Source organism: Stappia indica, assembly GCF_001696535.1.
Taxonomy (GTDB): Bacteria; Pseudomonadota; Alphaproteobacteria; order Rhizobiales; family Stappiaceae; genus Stappia; species Stappia indica.
Genome location: NZ_MBQE01000006.1, coordinates 242,164 through 258,203, shown reverse-complemented (window position 1 = coordinate 258,203; position 16,040 = coordinate 242,164). Strand labels below are relative to the sequence as shown.

Genomic DNA, 16,040 nt, shown 5'->3' with positions numbered 1-16,040 from the left:
GGGACTTGCGCAAGTCCCGGCGCCATTTTGCCGGCCGACTTTTGCAGGCTCCGCCTCGCCGCTGCGTCAGGATGCCGGCGGCAGCAACTCGTAGACGCTGCTGCGCTTGACCTCGAAATCCTCGAGCGAGCGGTTCACCGGCACGTCGAAGGTGGCAAGGTGGCGGATCCGTTCCCTCGGCAGATAGGCGCGCCCCGGATCCCCGACCAGCACGCGCGAACCGCGGGCGAGTGCCTGGTCGGCCCAGGCCAGCACCCGGTCGGCCATCGGCTTTTCGTAGAAGACGTCGCCGGTCAGGATCACTTCGGCATCGGGCGGCGCAAGACTGAGCGGATCCTCGCCTTCCAGGGCGAAGGACACCTCGTTCAGCTCCATGTTGAGCCCGGCGGCGGCCAGCGCGAAGCGGTCGATGTCGCAGGCGGTCACGCGCGCTGCGCCCGAGCGGGCGGCGGCAATGGCGACCAGGCCCGAGCCGGTGGCGAAATCGTAGACGCTGCGGCCCGCGACCAGCGAGGGCTCGTCGAGGATATGGCGGGCGAGCGCCTGACCGCCGGCCCAGGCAAAAGCCCAGAACGGCGGCGGCAGGCCGATGGCACCGAGATCGTCCTCGGTCTTCTGCCACAGCGCCACCGCCTCGTCGGCCAGGTGCAGGCGGATCTCCGGCGCATGCGGGACCGGGTGGATCCGCGTGTTCGCCAACACGAAAGCGCGCGGATCGACGGTCGTGGTCATGCGTCCTTCAGGCCGCCCATTTCGCAGACGATCTTCCATTCCTCTTCCGTCACCGGCTGCACCGACAGGCGCATGGAGGTGACGAGCGCCATGTCGGCCAGTCGCGGTTCGTTCTTGACGTCGGCGAGGGTCACGGGCTTCGGCATGTCGCGAACGGCACGGATGTCGACGCATTCCCAGCGCGGATCGTCGGTCGTGCTGTCGGGATGCGCCAGCGCGCAGACCTCGACGATGCCGACGACCTCCTTGCCGATATTGGAATGGTAGAAGAAGCCGCGGTCACCGAGCTTCATCTCGCGCATGTTGTTGCGGGCCTGATAGTTGCGCACGCCGTCCCACTGCTCGCCGACTTCGCCCTTGGCCTTCTGCTTTTCCCAGGACCACTTGTCCGGCTCGGACTTGAACAGCCAGTAGCGCATGCTTCAGGCCTCCGGGTTCTTGATGACCCAGTTCCAGGGCCGGATCTCGACGCTCTCGAAGAGGCCCGCACGGGCATACGGATCCTCGGAGGCGACAGCGAGCGCCTCGTCGCGGTTTGCCGCCTCGATCACCACCAGCGACCCGGTCATGCCGCCGTCGTCGTCCAGGAACGGGCCGGCCGCCTTCAGCTTGTCGCCCATCGCCTTGAGGAAGGCGAGGTGGTCGGCGCGGTTGTCGAGACGCGTCTGCAGCGCGCCCGGCTTGTCGGTGCAGATCAGGGCATAAAGCATCGGCGGGGCCTCCCGTATCGGTTCAGGTGGTACCGGGGCCCGTTTTCGGGCACCGGAGATCATGAGGCATAGATACCCGGTTCGCGGCTGTCCGCAAGCTGCCGAGGATCCGTGTCAGGTTTCCCGGCGCAGCGGGCGCGTCATCAGCCGCTCCAGAGCATCGTCGACACCGAGCCGGCCGGCCAGCACGTCGGCCACTGCGGCGGCAATCGGCATCTCGACCCCGTGCCGGGCGGCGAGGTCGACGGCAACGGCGGCGGAATGCACGCCTTCCGCCAGCTTCCCGGTCGCGGCAAGCTCGGCCACCGTGCGACCTTCTCCAAGGGCGATGCCGAAGGCGAAGTTGCGGGATTGGGCGGAGGAGCAGGTCAGGACCAGATCGCCGAGACCGGAAAGGCCGGTCAGCGTTTCGGGTCGCGCGCCCAGCGTCAGGCCGAGCCGGCTCAGCTCGGCAAAGCCGCGTGCGGTCAGGGCGGCGAGCGCGCTCGCGCCCCAGCCCTTGCCCGCCACTGCGCCGCAGGCAATCGCCAGCACGTTCTTCAGGGCGCCGCCGATCTGCGCGCCGAGCGGGTCGGTCGAGGCATAGGGGCGGAACTGACGGCCGGCGAGGGCCAGCGCCAGCGCATCGGCAAGATCGCCGTCTTCGGCGGCCAGCGTCACGGCCGTCGGCAAGCCGCGTGCGACATCCGCGGCAAAGCTCGGACCCGAGAGGATCGCCGCCCGGCAGCGGGGGGCGGCTCCGGCCAGCACCTGCGCCGGCAGCAGTCCGGTCTCGCGCTCGATGCCCTTGGCGCACAGCACCACCGGCAGACCCGGCCGGGCAAGCGGCGCGATGGCCGCGCCCATGGTGCGCGTGGTCTGGGCCGGGGTCACCAGCAGCGCCGCGTCCGCGCCGTCCAGCGCCTCGGCAAGGTCCGTGGTCGCGGCAACGCGGGCATCGAAGCGAATGTCTGGCAGATAGGCCGGATTGCCGCGGCCCGAGGCCACGGCCGCGACCGTTTCGGCATCGCGGGCCCACAGCACCGTGTCGCGTCCGGCCCGCGCTGCGGTCAGCGCCAGTGCGCTGCCCCAGGCGCCGCCGCCGATCACGGCGATGCGGCGGATCTCGGCGGGCTTGTTGGCCGCAGCGCTCACGGGGCGATCCCCAGCCGGCGGGCCAGCTCGGCGAGCGGGGCATGGAAGCCGGTGAAGAACCGCTCCGAACCGAGCCGCAGGGCCTCGCCGACATCCATCCAGAACAGCTCGAAGCGGATCGGATCGCCGCCGGCGGAGGGCGTCATCTCGTAGTGTTCCCAGCGGGGGCGGCGTGTCTCGTCGCCGCGCAGGCGGCCGTGATAGAGCTGGCGGGCATGGATGTCGCGCCCCTGAAAATTGTCGAAGAGCACGGTCTGCTCGCAAAGCGGATCGAGAGCGCGGGCGACCTCCAGTCCGGTTTCCTCGCGAAACTCGCGGCAGGCGGCGCCGAGATGGCTCTCGCCGGGATCGACCGTGCCGCCGGGGACCTGCAGGCCGACCTCCGGCTGGTCGGGCTGGCGGAAGACCAGAACCTCGCGTCCGGCCGTCAGGTAGATATAGGCCTTGTGCTTGAGCCGGTCGAAGCGCTCCGGCATGGCGTCGCACAGGACGCCCTCGAAAAAGCGGGGGTCTGCGGTCACGCCTTGGCTCCCTTGCGTCCCGATCCGATCACGGCGGCGGCCTCCGCATCCAGCGGCCAGCGCGGCCGTGCCGGGGCGTCGCGCTCGTCCAGAGACTTGCCGGCGGCCTGCGCTTCTGCAAGCCGTTCGATGCCGGCCCAGGCGATCATCGCGGCGTTGTCGGTGCAAAGCCGGCCCGGAGGGGCGACGAGACGCGCGCCAGCCTTTGCTGCCTCCGCCTCCAGCCGCGCCCGGATCGCCGTGTTGGCGGCGACGCCCCCGGCGATCACCAGCGCGGGCGAGGTCTGCGGATGGCTTTCGGCAAAGAGGGCGAGAGCCCGCCGGCTCTTTTCGCCGATCACGTCGGTCACAGCCTGCTGGAACGAGGCGCACAGGTCCGCAACATCCTGCGGCGACAGCGGCGCATTCGCCTCGGCGGTGGTGCGCAGGGCTGTCTTCAGCCCGGCGAACGAGAGGTCGATGCCGGGCCGGTCGAGCATCGGTCGGGGCAGCTGGAAGCGCGACGGATCGCCGCGCATCGCCGCCTTCTCCACGGCCGGCCCGCCTGGAAACCCGAGTTGCAGGAGCTTCGCCGTCTTGTCGAAGGCTTCGCCCAAGGCGTCGTCGATGGTGGAGCCGAGCCGCCGGTACCGGCTGACGCCTTCGACCAGCAGGAACTGGGTGTGTCCGCCCGACACCAGCAGCAAAAGGTAGGGAAACGGCAGTCCGTCGGTCAGCCGGGCCGTCAGCGCGTGGCCTTCCAGATGGTTGACGGCGACCAGCGGTTTGCCGGCGGCCATGGCGATGGCCTTGGCCGTGGTCAGGCCGACGATGACGCCGCCGATCAGGCCGGGGCCTGCGGTTGCGGCGACCGCGTCGAGCTCGCCGAAGCCAACTCCGGCATCCTTGAGCGCTGCGCTCACCAGTCCATCGAGAATGCGGATATGGGCTCGCGCGGCGATCTCGGGTACGACACCGCCGAAGGCTTCGTGCTCGCCGGTCTGCGAACGGATCACGTCCGACAGGATCTGCCGGCTGCCATCGGGCGCCACGCGCACCACGGCAGCGGCGGTTTCGTCGCAGCTGGTCTCGATGCCCAGCACCGTCAGCGGTCCGGCAGGCCCCCCGGGGTCGGGACTGCCAAGGGGGAAACTTGAGCCGGCCGCATTGGCCGAAGCGCTTTCAGGTCTTATCATCGCGGTTCCGCCTAACGGACGCACCCCGCCTAACACCAGGGACGAGTTTCTTGCAAACAAAACATTCCGGCCTTCCCTTGCGCATCGGCACGCGCGGCAGCGCCCTGGCGCTTGCCCAGGCGCACGAGACCCGCGACCGGCTGATGGCCGCCCACGGCCTGCCGCAGGAGGCCTTCGAGATCGTCGTGATCAAGACCTCCGGCGACCGCATCCTCGACCGCCCGCTCTCCGAGGTGGGCGGCAAGGGCCTTTTCACCAAGGAGCTGGAAACGGCGATGCTGGAGGGGGAGATCGACATCGCCGTGCATTCCTCCAAGGACATGCCGACGGTGCTTCCCGACGGGCTCGAGATCATCGCGTTCCTGCCGCGCGAAGACGTGCGCGATGCCTTCATCTCGCCGAAGGCGGCACGGCTGACCGACCTGCCGCAAGGCGCGGTGGTCGGATCCTCGAGCCTGCGCCGCCAGGCGATGATCAAGCGTCTGCGGCCGGACATCGAGGTGGTGACCTATCGCGGCAATGTCCAGAGCCGGCTGCAGAAGCTGGCCGACGGAGTGGTCGACGCGACGCTGCTCGCCAATGCCGGCCTGCGCCGTCTCGGCCTCGCCCATGTCATCACCTCCTTGCTGGAGGTGGAGGAGTTCCTGCCGGCGGTGGGGCAGGGGGCGATCTGCATCGAGGCGCGCGCCGACGATGCGGCAACGCGGGAGATGATCGCTGCGATTCACGACGCGGAAACGGAGATCTGCCTGGTGGCCGAGCGCGCCTTCCTGCGTGAACTCGACGGCTCCTGCCGTACGCCGATCGGCGGACTCGCCCGCCTGTCCGGCGGCAAGCTGGTGCTGGAGGGGCTGATCCTGACGCCGGACGGACGCACGGTGCACGAGACCCGGCGCGAGGGCACGGCGGCCGAGGCGGAAGCGATGGGCCGCGATGCCGGCGCCGAGCTGAAGCGCCGCGGCGGCCCGGACTTCTTCGCGTATTGAGCCATGGCCCGTGTGCTGGTGACCCGCCCGGCGCCTGCCGCCGACCGTAGCGCCGCCCGCTACCGCGCGGCCGGGCATGAGGTGCATGTGGCGCCGCTGCTGGCCTTCGCACCTCTCGATCCCGGCCCGGGCGCCCTGCCGCCGGCGAAAGGTCTTGCGGCGCTTGTGGCGACCAGTGCGCGCGGCATCGAGGCGGCGGGGCCGTTTCTGTCGCCCGCCCATTATGCCCTGCCGTTGCATGCGGTGGGCGAGGCGACGGCTCGCGCTGCGCGGGCGGCGGGCTTTGCCGACACGCACGCGGCCGAGGGGGATCTCATCGCCCTTGCCGCGGCCCTGCGGGCGGCGCTTCCGCGCGGAAGCGAGGTGCTGCATCTTGCGCCGCGAGATCGCTCGGGCGACCTCGCGGCGCTCTTGCAGGATGCCGGGATCGGCTGCCGGCTGGTCGAGCTCTATGCAATGGACCCGGTGGGGCACCTGCCGGAGGATGTGCGTGCCGCGCTCGTGGCCGGCTCCGGTCCGGTCGTTGCGCCGGTCTATTCCCGCCGGTCAGCGCAGGCGCTGGCCGATGCGCTCGTCGCCTGGGGTGACCGGCCGGCTTTCCGCTTTCTTGCGATTTCTGCGGAAGCGGGCGAGCCTTTGGCGGGACTGGGGCCTGTAGAGCTCGCGAAAACTCCGGACGAAGCCGGCCTCATGGCCTTGCTGCCGGGGTGATGTGCGGGCGCTGAAACGATTTTTTCGCCTGCGGCGAAACCCGCCAGGGGGCAAATTTGTTTTGCACCGCAAGAGCGGCGAACATAGACAAAGGGGTGAGGGGCAAGGACGCCGCCGGACGCGCTATACTGGCCCCGTGCCGAAATCCGGCCCCGGTGAAGGACCCAAGGGAGAGACCGTTCATGGCTGCCGACAGCAAGAAGCCGGACCCCAGGAGCACCGCTTCGAAATCCGCTGACCCGAAAGCGGGGGATCCGAAAGCGACCGACGCCAAGGGCGCGGCCGGCGCCGGGCGCAAGCCGGTGACCATCGACCTGCAGGCCAAGGAAGTTGGCGCTGCGAAGACCGCTTCGGCGTCTTCCGGCAGTTCCTCGTCTTCGGCGTCGTCTCCCTCTTCCTCCTCTGCGGCCTCGGCCACGCCGGGAACGGCATCCAAGCCGGCAGCCAGCACGACGACGGGCTCTGCCTCCGCCAGCCCTGCCTCCGGTTCGACGAGCAGCTCGACGTCCGGTTCCACGTCTTCTCCGTCTGCTGCTGCTTCCGGCGCAAAGCCGACCGCTGGCGGGTCCTCCTCGCCGGCCTCCTCCTCGACCGCGAGCAGCACGTCGTCCGGGAGCGCAAGTGCTTCGCCTGCCTCTTCGGCGACCTCGTCGTCCTCCGGTCCGGCGGCCGCCAAGCCGGCAACGGCAACACCTTCCTCTGGTGCGGCTTCCCCGTCCGCCGCGCCGTCTTCCACTTCCTCCACCTCGGCATCCTCCACCTCCGCATCGCCGGGGACAGCACGCTCTGCAACGGCCAAGCCCGCTTCTTCGGCCTCTCCGTCGTCATCCGCGGCCTCCTCGCAAGCCAAGACGGACAAGCCCGCGGCCTCTTCAACAGCGAGCGAGGCGAAGTCCTCGACGGGGTTCGGCGGATTGCTGGCCGCCTCGCTGCTCGGCGGCGCCATCGCCCTCGGCGGTGTCTGGGGTGCTAATCAGGCAGGACTTCTGTCTTCCAGCAGCGCCTCGGGCGAGGTGCAGTCGGCGCTGGCTGCCGCGCAAAGCCGCATCACCGGCCTGGAGACGCAGATCGCAGGGCTCGCCGAGCGCGAGGCTCCGGCGGCCGACGCAGACTTGAATGCGGTTCAGGAGCGCATCGCCGCCCTCGAAACATCCTTGCGCGACCTCTCGTCCGGATCGGTTGCAAGCAGCCTGTCCGACGAAGCGGCGACGCGCATCGACCAGATCGAAACCGGCCTTGCCGAGCTGCGCCGGTTTATGTCCTCCGGCGGTGCCGGCGAGACGGCTGGCCTTGCCAGCCTGCAGGAGGCGCAGGGCGCGCTGGACACCACCTTGAAACAGATCTCGGAAGGCCAGCAGGCGCTGACCACGCGTCTCGATGAGCTCGCCGCCAAGGTTCCCGACACCTCGGAGCTTTCCGGCGGCCTTGCCGAGTTGCGCGACCGTGCGGCCTCGCTCGGGCAGGACTTCGAAGGGCTGAAGTCGGAGCTGTCCGGCCTGCGCGGCGATCTCGACACGCTCTCCGGGGGCCAGACGGCGCTTGCCTCCAAACTCGAGCAGGAGCTTTCGGGCCTGACCGGTCGCATTTCCGCGCTGGATGAGCGGCTTGCCCCCGTCGAGGCGCAGATGGGCGATGTCAGTGCGCGGGAAACGGCGGCGCGCGCCGTTGCCGTCTCGTCGCTGCGCGCGGCGATGGACCGGGGCGAGCCCTACGCGACCGAGCTGGCGGCCGTCTCTTCGGCGCTGCCGGAGGGGACGGATCTTTCCGCCCTTGCGGCGCGTGCGGAAAGCGGCGTTCCGACCCGCGCTGCGTTGCGGGCCGATTTTGCCGCCGCTGCGCGCGCCATGGCCGCACAGATCGACGCGCCGGCCGACGGGGATCTGGTCGGCAGCCTGCTGGCCAATGCCCGCTCGCTGGTTTCGGTTCGTCAGCCCGGCGAAAGCGACGCGGCAACGCCGGAGGCCGCGCTCGGCCGCATGGAGGCGCGGGTCGACAGCGGCGATCTCGCAGGTGCGCTTGCCGCCTACGAGGAGCTGCCGGAGACCGTGCGTGCCGCCGGCGCCGACTGGGTGGCGGATGCCAGGGCCCGGCTTGCCGCCGACGAGCTGATGGACCGGGTGACCGGCGACGTGCTGAAATCGATGGGCGGATCGGCGACGCCGGCCGCCTCGAACTGACGACCGCCGCGCCAGCTGCGCACCAATCGCCGGGTAACGAGCCGCCGGGAGTAGAGACGACATGATCCGCTTGCTGATTTTCATCGCCCTGGTCTTCGCCGCAGCGCTCGGCATGGCGTGGATTGCCGACCGGCCCGGCCTCGTCACGCTCGACTGGCAGGGCTACCGGATCGAGACCGGGCTGATGACAGCGGCCGTGGCGCTGGCGGCGCTGCTGGCCGTCGGCATCTTCCTGTGGAACCTGGCACTGTTCCTGATGCGCTCGCCCGGCCTTGTCGGCCGCTTCTTCCGCCGTCGCCGCCGCGACCGCGGCTACGATGCACTGTCGAAGGGCATGCTGGCGCTGGGCGTGGGCGATGCCAGCAGCGCCTCGCGCTATGGCGGCGAGGCGGCCAAGCTGCTCGGTCATGAGCCGGCGACCTCCTTGCTGCTCGCCCAAAGCGCCCAGCTGGCCGGCCGTCATGAGGAGGCGCGCGGCCGTTTCGAGGCGATGCTGGAGGATCCCCAGATGAAGCCGGTGGGCCTGCACGGGCTCTACGTGGAGGCGGAGCGCGTCGGCGAGCCGGTCGCCGCACGGCACTATGCCGAGGAAGCGGCGAAGCTGGTGCCGGGTCTTGCCTGGGCCGGACGCGCTGTGCTCGGCTATCAGGCGGTTGCCGGCGACTGGGCCGATGCAATCCGTTCGCTGGAGCGCAACTATGCGGCCAAGCTCGTCGACAAGAAGACCTTCCGTCGCCACAAGGCGGTGCTGCTGACCGCGCAGGCGCTGGAGCTGGAGGACCGCGATCCGGATCAGGCCAAGGGCCTGGCCTCGGAGGCGCACGGGCTGGCGCCCGATCTGGTGCCGGCCGCGGTGGTCGCGGCACGGCTCGCCACCCGGCGCGGCGACATCCGCAAGGCGCTGAAGGTGGTGGAGACCACTTGGAAGCTCTCGCCGCATCCCGATCTGGCGGATGCCTATGCCCATGCGCGCACCGGCGATTCCGCGCTCGACCGGCTGAAGCGGATCAAGACCCTGGCGGCGCTGCGCGCCCACAACGCGGAAGGCGCGCTGGCGTTGGCACGTGCCGCGCTGGAGGCCTCCGACTACACGCTGGCCCGCGCCCAGCTCAAGGCGGCGATGACGCTGGAGCCGACCCGCCGGGCCTTCCTGCTGATGGCGGAGCTGGAGGAAACCCAGCACGGCGACCGTGGCCGGGTGCGCGAGTGGCTCGCCCGCGCCGTGCGTGCGCCGGCCGATCCGGCCTGGGTTGCCGATGGCGTCGTCAGCGAGGCTTGGGCGCCGGTGTCTCCGGTCGACGGCAGGCTGGATGCTTTCGTGTGGACCTCGCCGCCGGCGGCGCTCGATCACCAGGACACCTCTCTGGAGGCGCTGGACGAGGCGATGTTCGAGGCGCTTCCCGCGGTTGCGGCTTCGATTCCGGCCCGGCCGGACGAGATCGATGCGCTCAACGACGGGCCGGTCATGGAGATGACGCCGGCTGCACCTGCTGCCGAAACGAAGACCGTCGACACCCCAGTGGCGGTTGCCAAGGTCGAGGAGACGGCTCCGGAGAAGGCGACCGAGAAGGCCTCGGAAAAGCCTGTGGCCGAGGCGAAGCCTGCCCCTGCGCCTGCTCCGGCAACAAAGCCGGTCGAGCCGGCGGCCGCTGAAAAGGACCTTTCGGAAAAGAGCGAGGCCAAGCCTGCGGCAGCTCCCGCAGCGGCCGTTGCAGCTGCGGTCCCGGTTGCCCCGGCGAAGGGCGATGCGAAACCGGACGGCAAGGACGCCAAGGGTGGCAAGGACCTGTCGCGGCCCATCGAGTTTCCGCTGAAGCACATGCCGGACGATCCGGGACCGGACGGGGGCGACGACGAGGTGCCCCCGAAGACGCCGGGCTATCGCTTCTTCAATTGACGGCGGATACGGGAATGCAAAAGGGCGCGGGATCATCTCCCGCGCCCTTTTTGTTGTCTTGCTGCCTAGGACTTCTTGTCTGCGTCAGGCGCCGCGGTTCTGGCGGTTCTCGATCAGGTCGTCGACTACGGCCGGATCGGCCAGCGTCGAGGTGTCGCCGAGATTCTCGAAGCTGTCCTCGGCGATCTTGCGCAGGATGCGGCGCATGATCTTGCCCGAGCGAGTCTTCGGCAGGCCGGGAGCGAACTGGATCAAGTCGGGCGAAGCGATCGGCCCGATCTCCTGGCGCACCCACGCGCGCAGTTCCTTGGCGAGGTCCTCGCTCGGCTGCTCGCCGGCCATCAGCGTCACATAGACGTAGATGCCCTGGCCCTTGAGGTCGTGCGGATAGCCCACCACCGCGGCCTCGGAGACCTTGGGATGGGCGACCAGCGCGGATTCCACCTCGGCCGTGCCCATGCGGTGGCCGGAGACGTTGATGACGTCGTCGACGCGGCCGGTGATCCAGTAATAGCCGTCGGCATCGCGGCGGCAGCCGTCGCCGGTGAAATACATCCCCTTGTAGGTGGAGAAGTAGGTCTGCACGAAGCGCTCGTGGTCGCCGTAGACCGTCCGCATCTGGCCAGGCCAGCTGTCGGTGATGACGAGGTTGCCTTCGGCCGCGCCCTCCAGGATCGCGCCTTCCGCATCGACCAGGGCCGGCTGCACGCCGAAGAACGGGCGTGTCGCCGAGCCGGGCTTCAGCGCCGTGGCGCCGGGCAGCGGCGTGATCAGGATGCCGCCGGTCTCGGTCTGCCACCAGGTGTCGACGATCGGGCAGCGGCTGTCGCCGACATTCTCGTAGTACCAGATCCAGGCTTCCGGATTGATCGGCTCGCCGACCGAGCCGAGGATCCGCAGTGAGGCGCGCGAGGTCTTCTTCACGTGCTCGGTGCCGGCGCCCATCAGCGAGCGGATCGCCGTCGGTGCGGTGTAGAAGATCGTCACCTTGTGCTTGTCGATCACCTCCCAGAAGCGGGCCGGGGACGGATAGGTCGGGATGCCCTCGAACATCAGCGTCGTCGCGCCATTGGCGAGCGGTCCGTAGACGATATAGGAGTGGCCGGTCACCCAGCCCACATCCGCCGTGCACCAGTAGATGTCCTCGTCCTTGCAGTCGAAGACGTATTGATGGGTCATCGAGGCGTAGACGAGATAGCCGCCGGAGGTGTGCAGCACACCCTTCGGCTGGCCGGTCGAGCCGGAGGTGTAGAGGATGAAGAGCGGGTCTTCCGCGTTCACCTCGGCCGGCGGGCAGGTGTCGGACACGCGCTCGCGCGCTTCGTGATACCAAACGTCGCGGCCGTCCTTCATGGCGACATTGCCGCCGGTGCGCCGCACGACCAGTACCTTGTCGACCGGCGCCTTGTCGGCGGCCTTGTCGACATTGGCCTTCAGCGGCACCTTGCGGCCGCCGCGCAGGCCCTCGTCGGCGGTGATCACCACCTTGCTCTCGCAGCCGGCGATGCGCTGCGACAGGCTGTCGGGAGAGAAGCCGCCGAAAACGACCGAATGGATGGCGCCGAGCCGGGCACAGGCGAGCATCGCATAAGCGGCTTCCGGGATCATCGGCAGGTAGATGGTCACCCGGTCGCCCTTGGCGACGCCCAGGTCCTTGAGAACGTTGGCGAAGCGGTTCACCTCGCCGGCGAGCTCCCTGTAGGTGATCACCTTGTGATCGGACGGGTCGTCGCCCTCCCAGATGATCGCCGGCTTGTCGCCGCGCGTCGCCAGGTGACGGTCGACGCAGTTGGCCGAGACGTTCAGCGTGCCGTCCTCGAACCATTTGATCGAGACGTTATGCGGGTCGTAGGAGGTGTTCTTGACCTTGCCATACGGCTTGATCCAGTCGATCCGCTTGCCGTGCTCGCCCCAGAACGCCTCCGGATCGGAGACCGAAGCGGCGTACATCTCCTGGTACTTCGCATCGTCGATCAGGGCGGATGCGGCGATCGCAGCCGGAACCGGATAGAGATTTTCGGACATACGGATCCTCCCAGTATCTCGAGGCGCGCGCATCGTGCCGGCGTGCCGCTCGTTGTCGCCGCGCATTATGGGGATCGTGGCCCGGGCCGTCCACTTCGCTGCAATCGTTCTTTCGTAGGCGGGGCAGGACGTTGCGTCAGCCCGCTGGCCGCGTCAGCCCAACAGGCCGAGAACGACGCCCTGAATCACAAGGACCGCCAGCCAGTGGCCGCCGTCGATGACGGTCAGCGCCCAGGAGGCACCTTGAAACCTGTGATTGACGATGAGGGTGGTGGCGAGAAAACCGGTCCAGACCAGCACGGCGGACAGGATGCCGTTGGATACCGTCATCGGGCCGGCATGGTAGATGATGCCTGCGAAGATCAATGCCATCACCAGCTGGCAGGCGAAGCTGGCGATGAACAGGAACGGCCGCGGCCGAGTGTCGGCCTCGCTCAGTCGCGCCGCGCGCATCCACACGCGGCCGAGCACTGCGTACCACGCCGCACCCGTGGCAAAGGAAGCCACCGCTGCCGCCAGCACGGCGAGCAGGTCGATCCCGTCGAACATCATGAATTGGGTCCGTCCCTCTTTGTCCGCCGCTCAGGCGATCAGCGTTTCCAGTCCGGCGCGGGCAAGACCGGCCGCAAGATCCTCCAGCGCCTCGCGCCGTTCCGCCGCCCGGCCCGCCAGGAGGTGGACCAGAACGGCGCCGCGCGCTTCTTCCACGGCCCGGGACAGGGCTCGCGGCAGGGCGGGCCCGCGGCGCACGCCGTCGCGGTCGATCTCGCCGATCCAGACGCGGCGGGCGTGACCGCCGTCGCTGGCCCCCTCACCTAGGCCGATCACCACGACCGCGTTGCGAAAATCCTCCAGCGCGTCGAGGTCGACACCGGAAAACAGGTAGCGTTTGCCAGAGGCCCCGGAGAGATAGCGGTAACGGTCGCCAAGGCCAAGCTCCTCGGCCGCGCGCGGGGCACCTGCCTGCGCCTGAACGATCTCGTCCGCCGGCGCGGGAGCGTCCTGTACGATCGGGGTTTCGACGGGCGATGCCGTGAGCAGATCGATCGCCTCGCCGGCGTGACTGCCCGCCGTCTGCGCATCGGCTGATGCAGCAGCATGCGGACCTGCTTCGCCCCTCGTGGCGGAGGGCCGGGCAAGGGAAGGCGGGCGATGCTCCGTTCCGGCAGTCCCGCCGTCTTCCGCGGGCGTGCCGGCCGGCAGGGTTGCAACGGGACCGGTCATGCCGCCATGATAGAACGTATCGTGAACTCCTGCCAGCACAAATGCGCGGCAATACGGTGGCCACGATTGGCTCGGGCGTCTCGGCAGATATCGCGAGCGAAGGGGAGCGGGCGTGGCCGCGATGCGGCGCGCGCAGTTTCTGCCTCGAAGGGCAGGAGAAAAGCGGATCTCGGGAAGGTCAGAGAAAAAGTGGTGCCGCTGAAGGGACTCGAACCCCCGACCCCATCATTACGAATGACGTGCTCTACCAACTGAGCTACAGCGGCGTACCAGACCGGGACAGAGCGTCCCGTGCGTTCGGCGGTTGCCCGCCTGACCAGCGGCGGGAAGCCGAGCCGGTCGCCTGCCGGTCGGTACGCTATCGGTCCGTTTCGCCGTTTCGTTCCGACAAGGCCGCAATGGCCACACAACGACAAAGGCGATGCCGGACGACCGGTCCGTCAGGTGGCGGTGTGATAGCGGACAAGCGGGCGGGGCGCAAGAGGGTTTGCGCCCGCCGTCCCCGCTTTCGCCGCACCGGTTCGCGTCGACCTCAGCGCGACAGGTAGGTGGACTTGATCTGGTTGGCGATCGCCTGGAAGCGCGCGTTCAGTTCGGCCTCGTTGTCGGCGAGATAGTAGTCGCCGGAGGATGAGGCACACTGGCTCATGACCTTCTTGGCGCTGGCGAGATTGCCGATCTGGAAACCGACGGTGATGATCTTGATGCCGGACTTCTTGATGTTGTCGCACAGCTCGATGGCGCGGTTGGTCGAGTTCGAACTCTGGTCGAGCCTCGCGATCCAGTCGTAGTTGGTCTTGTCCAGCCTTACGGGACCGTCGAACCAGGTGTTGAAGTCGCCGTCGGTCATCAACAGCATGTATTTCAGCACGCGCTCGTCGGTATAGGCGGCGGGCTTGCTCTCGGACGGCCACATCGTCGACCAGTTGGGCGACAGCGTGTACCAGCCCCAGGCCACGCCGGTCTGGCCCGCGGTGTTGCCGCTCGCCGACAGGCGGGAGATCGTGTAGAGCGGCGTTCCCGCCTTGGACGAGGAGCCCGGGTCGAGCGTCAGGGGCACCACTTCGGCATTCGGGCAGACGAAGCCCGACGAGCTGTAGGCGCGCGAACCGTTCCAGTAGTAGCCGCTGTTGTAGCCGGCCTGAGCCGTCCCCGGTCCTACCGAGGCGGTGATGTAACTGGCGTCCGTATAGGCCTGTGCGCCCGTCCGCTCCGTCACGCAATCCGTGTAGGACGTACGTGTGGCGTTCGCGCCCTTGGTCGCGAGCGTGGCACGCATGGTGCCGATGTTGACGCCGCTTGCATAGGGCACCACCGCGATCCGCACCTTCTCGTTGGTGGGCGCGATGTCCGGCGGGACCAGCGTGTTGACGAAGCTGGTGGCGGCATTGCGCAGCGCTGAGATCTTGCTGCCGCCCATCGAACCGGTGACGTCGAGCACGAGGGTCGCCTCGACGCTCTTCGGATAGACCGCCTCCGCGTCGACGCTGACATTCAGCTCCTTCGGACCGAAGCCTGCGAGATGGATGAAGTAGGTGGGCACGCGCGAGCGGGCAGAAACCTCGATCACCCGCGCTTCGGTGTCGATCTTCGGCGGATCGATGACGATCGGGCTTTCCGTGCCGGAGCCCTTGGTGTTGGCGCCAAAATAGGCCTCGTAATTGGCGTCGAGATAGGACTGGATCTCTTCCGAGGTCATGTTGCGGATCGACAGCTCGCGAGCCACCGCCAGCATCGCAGCGTCGAGGCCGCGGGCAATGCTCTGGCGCTGGTTGATGGCGCGGGCGAAGTCGAGGCCGGTGCCGCCGACGACGATGGCGAGGATCACGACGATCGCGAAGATCGGCAGGATGGCCCCGCTGCGATCCTCGCCGAAGCGCCGGATCCGGCGCCGCGCGGCCTGAAACCTCTTGCCTGATTTACGAGACAGCATGTTTTCCCACTCCCGCGCCGATACGGCGGCGCGTGCCTTCTGGCCGGACAGTGGCACGAAGGAGCGACCGGTTGGTTAAACCGATCGTGTAAAGACGGGGGTTTCGAGGAGTCGGTTGACGAAGGGTAAAGCTGCCGAGCGGAAAGGCAGCATCCACAGGAACGGGCCTGCGCAGGATCTGCAGGTGCGACGAAAGGGATCGGGCGGCTCAGGGCTCCAGCTCGGTGTCCCAGTAGAGGAAGTCGAGCCAGCTTTCGTGCAGGTAGTTCGGCGGGAAGAGGCGGCCGTTGTTGTGCAGATCCTGGACGGTCGGGGGGAAGGGCAGGTGCATCGGCCACATGCCGATGTCGGCGCAGGACTTGTTGGCTTTGCGGAGGTTGCAGGGCGAGCAGGCCGTGATGACATTGTCCCACGTGGTCTGCCCGCCTTTGGAGCGTGGGACGAGATGATCGAAGGTCAGTTCCTCCCGCGAGCCGCAATACTGGCATTGGAACCGGTCGCGCAGGAAGACGTTGAAGCGGGTGAAGGCGGGGTGGCGGCTCGGTTTTACGTAGCTTTTCAACGAGACGACGCTGGGAAGTCTGAACTCGCTGCTCGGACTTCGGACCGTGATGTCGTACTCGGAGACAATGTTGACCCTGTCGAGGAACACGGCCTTCACCGCATCCTGCCACGCCCAGAGCGACAGCGGATAATACGCCAGCGGGCGGTAGTCAGCATTGAGCACCAGGGCCGGGTGAGCACCTGGAGAGACGGCGAGTGTCACACCTTCGCTCCTCATGCCTGCTCGCCGGCCCAGCGAAGGCGCATCGCAA

Annotated in this window: 16 protein-coding genes and 1 tRNA gene; 4 read left to right on the top strand and 13 right to left on the bottom strand. The window is 68.5% G+C overall.

The features are described 5' to 3' along the window. Positions 1 to 66: 66 nt before the first annotated feature. From BBX35_RS21300 to tsaD, 6 genes are all read right to left on the bottom strand, one after another. Positions 67 to 732 carry a class I SAM-dependent methyltransferase gene (locus tag BBX35_RS21300; RefSeq protein ID WP_067224398.1) on the bottom strand — a complete coding sequence of 222 codons (666 nt, stop codon included), beginning with the start codon at positions 730 to 732 and terminating at the stop codon, positions 67 to 69. After that, positions 729 to 1,151, bottom strand: a complete 423-nt coding sequence (locus BBX35_RS21295) for an EVE domain-containing protein (RefSeq protein ID WP_067224396.1) — start codon at positions 1,149 to 1,151, stop codon at positions 729 to 731. Before BBX35_RS21295 ends, BBX35_RS21300 begins: the two co-directional genes overlap by 4 nt. Before the next feature lie 3 nt (positions 1,152 to 1,154). After that, positions 1,155 to 1,442, bottom strand: coding sequence for a YciI-like protein (locus BBX35_RS21290; protein WP_067224394.1), 288 nt, complete (start codon positions 1,440 to 1,442; stop codon positions 1,155 to 1,157). A gap of 114 nt (positions 1,443 to 1,556) precedes the next feature. Then, positions 1,557 to 2,576, bottom strand: coding sequence for an NAD(P)H-dependent glycerol-3-phosphate dehydrogenase (locus BBX35_RS21285; protein WP_244271691.1), 1,020 nt, complete (start codon positions 2,574 to 2,576; stop codon positions 1,557 to 1,559). Then, positions 2,573 to 3,097 carry an NUDIX hydrolase gene (locus tag BBX35_RS21280; protein WP_244271690.1) on the bottom strand — a complete coding sequence of 175 codons (525 nt, stop codon included), beginning with the start codon at positions 3,095 to 3,097 and terminating at the stop codon, positions 2,573 to 2,575. Before BBX35_RS21280 ends, BBX35_RS21285 begins: the two co-directional genes overlap by 4 nt. Further along, entirely contained in the window at positions 3,094 to 4,185 is a 1,092-nt protein-coding gene (gene tsaD / locus BBX35_RS21275; protein WP_067224800.1) for a tRNA (adenosine(37)-N6)-threonylcarbamoyltransferase complex transferase subunit TsaD, read from the bottom strand. Before tsaD ends, BBX35_RS21280 begins: the two co-directional genes overlap by 4 nt. 137 nt (positions 4,186 to 4,322) lie before the next feature. Between tsaD and hemC the strand changes: the two genes are divergently transcribed. Together hemC and BBX35_RS21265 are read left to right on the top strand one after the other, a co-directional pair. Then, positions 4,323 to 5,258, top strand: coding sequence for a hydroxymethylbilane synthase (hemC, locus tag BBX35_RS21270; RefSeq protein WP_067224392.1), 936 nt, complete (start codon positions 4,323 to 4,325; stop codon positions 5,256 to 5,258). Between the two features lie 3 nt (positions 5,259 to 5,261). Then, positions 5,262 to 5,969, top strand: a complete 708-nt coding sequence (locus tag BBX35_RS21265) for a uroporphyrinogen-III synthase (protein WP_067224391.1) — start codon at positions 5,262 to 5,264, stop codon at positions 5,967 to 5,969. Here the strand turns inward: BBX35_RS21265 and BBX35_RS21260 are convergent. Further along, the gene (locus tag BBX35_RS21260; RefSeq protein ID WP_067224389.1) at positions 5,947 to 6,915 is read right to left on the bottom strand and encodes a hypothetical protein; all 969 of its coding nucleotides are present in this window, start codon (positions 6,913 to 6,915) and stop codon (positions 5,947 to 5,949) included. The two genes, BBX35_RS21265 and BBX35_RS21260, sit on opposite strands and share 23 nt — an antisense overlap. Here BBX35_RS21260 and BBX35_RS21255 point away from each other — a divergent pair. Both BBX35_RS21255 and BBX35_RS21250 read left to right on the top strand, forming a co-directional pair. Further along, positions 6,884 to 8,146, top strand: coding sequence for a COG4223 family protein (locus BBX35_RS21255; RefSeq protein WP_141687904.1), 1,263 nt, complete (start codon positions 6,884 to 6,886; stop codon positions 8,144 to 8,146). The genes BBX35_RS21260 and BBX35_RS21255 overlap by 32 nt on opposite strands. A gap of 61 nt (positions 8,147 to 8,207) precedes the next feature. Beyond that, positions 8,208 to 10,043, top strand: a complete 1,836-nt coding sequence (locus tag BBX35_RS21250) for a heme biosynthesis protein HemY (protein ID WP_067224386.1) — start codon at positions 8,208 to 8,210, stop codon at positions 10,041 to 10,043. An 84-nt stretch (positions 10,044 to 10,127) separates the two neighbouring features. On the opposite strand, the gene acs is transcribed toward BBX35_RS21250, so the two are convergent. The 6 genes from acs to BBX35_RS21220 all read right to left on the bottom strand — a co-directional run bounded on the left by acs (position 10,128) and on the right by BBX35_RS21220 (position 15,991). Beyond that, on the bottom strand, positions 10,128 to 12,068 hold the full coding sequence (gene acs, locus BBX35_RS21245; protein WP_067224385.1) for an acetate--CoA ligase: 1,941 nt from the start codon (positions 12,066 to 12,068) through the stop codon (positions 10,128 to 10,130). A gap of 153 nt (positions 12,069 to 12,221) precedes the next feature. Further along, on the bottom strand, positions 12,222 to 12,620 hold the full coding sequence (locus BBX35_RS21240) for a DUF1761 domain-containing protein (RefSeq protein WP_067224383.1): 399 nt from the start codon (positions 12,618 to 12,620) through the stop codon (positions 12,222 to 12,224). A gap of 30 nt (positions 12,621 to 12,650) precedes the next feature. Next, complete coding sequence (locus tag BBX35_RS21235; RefSeq protein ID WP_067224381.1) at positions 12,651 to 13,292, bottom strand: hypothetical protein; 642 nt, start codon at positions 13,290 to 13,292, stop codon at positions 12,651 to 12,653. A 190-nt stretch (positions 13,293 to 13,482) separates the two neighbouring features. After that, positions 13,483 to 13,558: transfer RNA gene (locus BBX35_RS21230), tRNA-Thr, on the bottom strand. Positions 13,559 to 13,824: 266 nt separating this feature from the next. After that, entirely contained in the window at positions 13,825 to 15,225 is a 1,401-nt protein-coding gene (locus BBX35_RS21225) for a pilus assembly protein TadG-related protein (RefSeq protein WP_067224380.1), read from the bottom strand. 208 nt (positions 15,226 to 15,433) lie between these two features. Next, on the bottom strand, positions 15,434 to 15,991 hold the full coding sequence (locus BBX35_RS21220; protein WP_067224378.1) for an HNH endonuclease: 558 nt from the start codon (positions 15,989 to 15,991) through the stop codon (positions 15,434 to 15,436). Between the last annotated feature and the right edge of the window lie 49 nt (positions 15,992 to 16,040).